2 protein-coding genes and 1 pseudogene are annotated in these 5,348 nt (G+C 53.7%); 2 read left to right on the top strand and 1 reads right to left on the bottom strand.

Going from position 1 to position 5,348, the window contains the following annotated elements; translation table 11 throughout:
- Positions 1-377: 377 nt before the first annotated feature.
- Positions 378-1,467: pseudogene (pifC, locus tag ENTHG_RS23110) on the top strand (transcriptional repressor PifC).
- The gene (locus tag ENTHG_RS23105) at positions 1,468-3,675 is read left to right on the top strand and encodes a KAP family P-loop NTPase fold protein (protein ID WP_044185812.1); all 2,208 of its coding nucleotides are present in this window, start codon (positions 1,468-1,470) and stop codon (positions 3,673-3,675) included. It begins immediately after the preceding pseudogene.
- Positions 3,676-4,333: 658 nt separating this feature from the next.
- Here ENTHG_RS23105 and ENTHG_RS23100 read toward each other — a convergent pair.
- Positions 4,334-5,348: glycosyl hydrolase 115 family protein (locus ENTHG_RS23100; RefSeq protein ID WP_187371659.1), on the bottom strand; the 1,015-nt coding region annotated here is incomplete at its 5' end.

The raw sequence follows: 5,348 nt of genomic DNA, 5'->3' as shown, positions 1-5,348 counted from the left end.
ACTTTCTGGCGTATGAAAACTTTCCGGAAGTGTATCACGGTCAGGGATTAAGCGAAGCGGCGTTTTACGGTGCTGATCGTGCTGTCACGGAGCAGGGGGAGTAACGCAATATATAGCGTTACTGGCAGCTGGTGACACCGCTACATATTGTGTTACGGGGCCGCTGCGCGCCGGGGCGGTTCAGGCAGATCCGGAACTCAGGGTTTTCGGATCTGCGCTGAAATGAGAAGGGTCAGGCGTTGCTGTAGCACCACAGTCATCACTTTCAGTAGTTCATATCGCATCACAAATTACAGCATTAAAACAGATTAGTTTATAGCTCTTTTTATAAATGCTAGGTTAGCATAAATGATAAAACAAAGATGAAAGGAACGATGATGCTCAGCCAGCTTAACCTGCGTTTTCACAAAAAGCTGATCGAGGCGCTGAAAGTGCGCGCCGGTCGCGAAAATACCTCGGTCAATGCCCTGGCCGAACGTTTCCTCGATGACGGCCTGAAAACGGTCGCGCCCGGTGACGGCTATTTTCAGCTGGTTGCCGATCCGCAGGCCACTGTCCGGCAGCTGTACCGGCATATCGTTCTCGGCCAGACCTTCGGCACCGCGCCCGTCTCCCGCGACGAGCTGCGCTTCATCCTGGCGTATGCCCGGGAAGCCTTTATTTGCGGCCGGAACAGGGTGGCCACACTCCCGGCCCTGCGCACCCTGCTGGACATCACCCGGGACCTGCTGGCCTGGCAGGCTGAGAACGACCGCCCGGTGGACGGCCACTACCTGAAGGGGATTTTCCGCCTGGCCGGGGAAAGCTGGACGGAGGAATTTGATGCCTTCCTGGCGGCGCTGCGCCCCGTGGTGGATCAGATGTATGCCGAACGACCTGCTGCGCCCGCTGGAAAGCGACTGTTTTGGCCTGGCGGAGGTGCCGGACGCCGTGCTGGCGGAGATCTTCACCCTGCCGCGGCTGAAAGCCATCTTCCCGCTGGTTCTGCGCGGGCTGGACTGGAGCACACAGAAAGCGACAGCGCTGGCGCAGGATCTGCGCCCGGTGATCACGGCCGTCACGGAAACCATTGAAGCCGGCACCCTGCGCCTTGATATCCGCACCGACGGCCAGCATCCCGGCGAGCGCCCGGGCGCCTGGTACACCACGCCGCGGCTGCACCTGCTCATCACCGGCCAGGACTTCGTGGTGCCGTACGGCTGGGAAGCCTTCTCCGAACTGCTGGGCCTGTTCACACTGTACGCCCGCCATCCTGAAGCCCTGGCGCACGGGCACCAGGGTGAGCGCGTGATGTTCTCCCCCCCGGGAAACGTCACGCCGGAGGGATTTTTCGGCATCGACGGGCTGCGGATTTTTATGCCGGCAGAGGCCTTTGACACCCTGGTCCGGGAGCTCAGCACGCGATGCGCTGAAGGTTCACTGGCAGAGGCCCTGACCGGACTGCGCTGCCTGTATGGAGATCTGTAGATGGCGACTGAAAATACACTGTCCCGCGCCGGCTTTGAAGGACCGGTACTGAAGGCTGAAGATGACCGTTACGGATATACGGCGATAGCTGAGGGGCTGGCCCGCAGCATCAGCGCCCTGGATGAAAATGTCAGTACCGTGATCGGTATTGAAGGGCAGTGGGGTTCCGGCAAAACCAGCCTGCTGAATCTCCTGACAGGCCACCTGAAAGCTCAGGTACCGGCCACCACGCAGATCGTGGTTTTCTCTCCCTGGGTCAACTCACCGGATGAAAGTCCGGTAAACGCGCTGATGATGACCATTGCGGCCAGACTGGCGAAGCTGGATACGTCAGCCGTGGCGCAGGCAGGAAAGGCAGCCCCCCTCGCAGTGAATATCCTTAACTACGCGCAGCAGACCTCGCGCCGGCTTGCACCTGTGGCCCGGTTCGCCGGTAATTTTGTTCCGGGTCTGGGACTTGTCGCCGACGGCATGGACGCCCTCGCGGACACTGGCCTGAGCGGGCGGGAAAAAACCGCGGCTGAACTTCGGGCTGACATTGAAGGTAAAATTGCTGGCCTGGGCGTCAGCTTTATCGTTGTGATTGACGATCTGGATCGTCTGGAGCCTGCGCAGGCGGTGGAAGTGCTTCGTATGGTACGGTCGGTCGCGGACTTCTCGCGATTCCGCTATGTAATGTGCTATGACCGGGACGTGCTCGCGCATGCGGTCGAAACTGGCCTCGGTGTGCAGAACGGCAAACGCTATCTGCAGAAAATTATCCCGCTGTCGTTCAGCTTGCCCCGACCGGAGAGCTTTAATTTGCGCCGGGAGTTTTTGGCGGGGGTGGTCAGGCTGTACACATCGGTCTACCTGACTGAACCCGATGAGGCGCTGCTTCAGGATCTGAGAAGGGTCACGGATATTTACGGTGATGCTCTCAGGACGCCCCGTGAGGTTCAGCTGACGCTTAATGCGCTCGCCTTCCGCTACAGCGGTCTCAGGGATTACGTCTGGTTACCAGACCTGTGCTTTCTGCAGCTCATCCGGACAGTCAACCCGGATCTGTATGACTGGACAGAGCACTATCTGACCGAAAGAGCTGTGGTGGAGTCCGGAGACGGTACAGTCAGCGAGGCGGAGCAGGCTGAGATGGTCAGCAGCCTTGGCCAGTACCTTTCACTGTTTCGCTCATCAGAAGCGAGATCCGCGACATCACTGCGCCACTGGGTTCCGGGTATATCAGGTTATAAAACGGAGCACCTGAAGCTGTTCGTTCAGGCGGACGATGACACAAAAGCCGTCCTGACGGCTAACCGGCGTCTCGGCAGTGCCGCCTACTGGCGCTACTATTTCGCCTATTCTTCTCCGCAGAACGTATTGCCACCTGACTATTTCACCGAGCTTTTCCGTCAGGCCGGAAATCCGGATGAACATGGCGCTCTGGCTGAAGAACTGCTGAGCCGCATCAGCAGCAACAACATTTCGTCCCGGACCTGGTTTGAACATATACTCAGCCAGCTGACCCAGCCCGCTCTCGCCTCACGTACGACGGAACAGTGTGCCGGATTACTGGGCTTTTTCTTTGAGCACGGGGATGAGGTCATTGAACGTTATACTGCCCGCAATGAATGGTTTGATCCAGATGACCTCGACACTAAAGGTGCGGCCATCCGCCTGCTTCAGAAGATATGTGAAGACACGGACTATTCGCTTATTGATTTTCTTGGCCCGCTGCTTGAAAACGGAAAAGCCTGGCGCTGGACAGCAGACTTTTTCCGCCAGCTACTCTGGATGCATGGCCTGGCCGGTGACCGTGCTGAACATGTGCAGCGCTTGATTTTACGCACTGAGGATATTGTGTCACTACAGGTGCGTCTGGCATCACGGCTGAATGCCCCGAACTTCACCTGCCAGTTTGAGCAGGGCGAGTTATTCCTTTCCTATATCTGGGCATGGCGCGACATCAGCGGGCTGGAGCACGTCAGAGCTTGGTTTAAGGAAACAACCCGTGAGGATGAACATTTTCTCAGGCTCCTGCTCACGCTGCGTTATCGCGGCGTCAGTTCAGCTACCGGGCTTTACCGCGCCCTTAGCCTTGCACAGGCGGGGGAGTTTATCGGAGAGGCTGAACAAATCAGCCGCAGACTGGAGAATATAGAGCAAAGCGGAAATCATGCCGAACTGCTGTCAAAGGTGAAAGAAGCAATAGCCAGGAATCGTTTCTGACTCTGGGGGTTTTCGGATCTCCGGGATTTAACACGCACACATGCGTGCTTAATACAGTGGAAGAGGCAGAAAGAAACCCTGTAAGCAAGTAAACCACACAATGTCACTAAAAGAGCATAGGTGCAGGAAAACTAGCTTCAAGCTAAAAAGGCTGCTTACGAGTGAGATTTATTATTTCATCAACAAATTTTTCTGGTACTTCTTGGATCTCATACAAGAGCGTTGGACGCAGGTGATTTCGTAAAGCAAGAAATGCAGATGCAGATACTAAAGGAGAACATCTGGCGATAGGCCCTTTATATGCAGCATGTCCCCTAGAATGACTGCTTATGTACGAACAGCAATGCCTGATTTTTTTTGATTAAATGTAGAAACAAAAATACACATCAGATTGGCGGATGCTGTTGGATCAAGAGTAAATTGAGATTGCATTTCGTCAGTATTTAATAGTCATGAGAGAAAAATGATATAACACAAAGAAAGGGATTCCTACAGTCAATGCAGAAACCCCTTCGATCAGAAAGCACTGTCCTGACTGAACGCTACAGAAAATGCCTGTCAGGGAGTCGATGCAGCCATGACCATACAGAAATCCGTCTTTTGGCTGAGCTGTATATTGATGGTCTCTGTCAAAGAGGCCATTACTGTAACAAGTGAATTAGTGGCCGGTACTGATAACTTCCTCCAGTTTTTCAGCCAACATTTCATCAGACAGATGTTTGTGAAAATTTGTCAACAACGCCACGATCCCCTCAGACTGCGGCATAAGGTAACGTTTCTGCCATCCATAAAATGGCTCTTCTTCATGGGTGATTCTGATATAACTTCTCAGAGCTCTCAGATTTTCGACCGTCAGCTGAACATTGGTAAGGCAGTCGTTACTGAAAAATCCTTTCCATTTTCCCTTCTCGTAAATGGCCATTGCATCAAGACTTTTTCGGAACTCACGCAGGGCACGATGCACACAGATATAACTGCTGACGTAGTCTTTTTCATACCAGGCTTCGAACGCCTGACAAAAAAGGACGGTTCCCCGACATCCGGACTGGTGGAGCCGGACAAACAGAACCAGGTTATTATAGAAATCCTCTTTTTCCTTTTCTGTTTCGAGACTGTCCATCGCGTCTTCACAGGATATCAGCAGTGACTCCCACTTATGCGCGGGCTCTTCACACATTTTACGTACACTCTGGACCTGTTCTTTCAGTGGCAACTCCCCGGTGAGCCAGTACAGTAATGAGAGTGGCCTGGTTGTTTCCCCTTTCATCCATGCCGTGAGTATGTTCCGGACCGTATAATGATAAATCTGCTCTCCCGCTTGTTCATCGTCATGGCTGCCAAAGCGGACGTGGCATTCCGGATACTGCTGAAAGAGTGGTTTTAACCGGGCGACATCAGAAGACACCGCTCTGGAAATAAAATTATCCGTCAGTACCGGGAAATCTGTCTGTCCTGTATGCCACCACTGACGAAGCAAATCCAGATATAATGTGTGCATACGAATATTGCCCGTATTCACAATAAAGAGTTTATCCGCCTGTTTATCGATAATCTGGCCAAGCTCCTCAGCCATGAAATCAACGGAGTTCGGGAAGGGCGTGAGATGATTGGATGCCTGCAAATCGTAAAAAGCAACGTGGTAATAAATACCGTGTCCACCCGAATCGCTTTCT

The organism is Phytobacter massiliensis JC163, assembly GCF_000321045.1.
Classification (GTDB): domain Bacteria; phylum Pseudomonadota; class Gammaproteobacteria; order Enterobacterales; family Enterobacteriaceae; genus Phytobacter_A; species Phytobacter_A massiliensis.
This window is presented reverse-complemented; position numbering and strand designations above follow the sequence as displayed.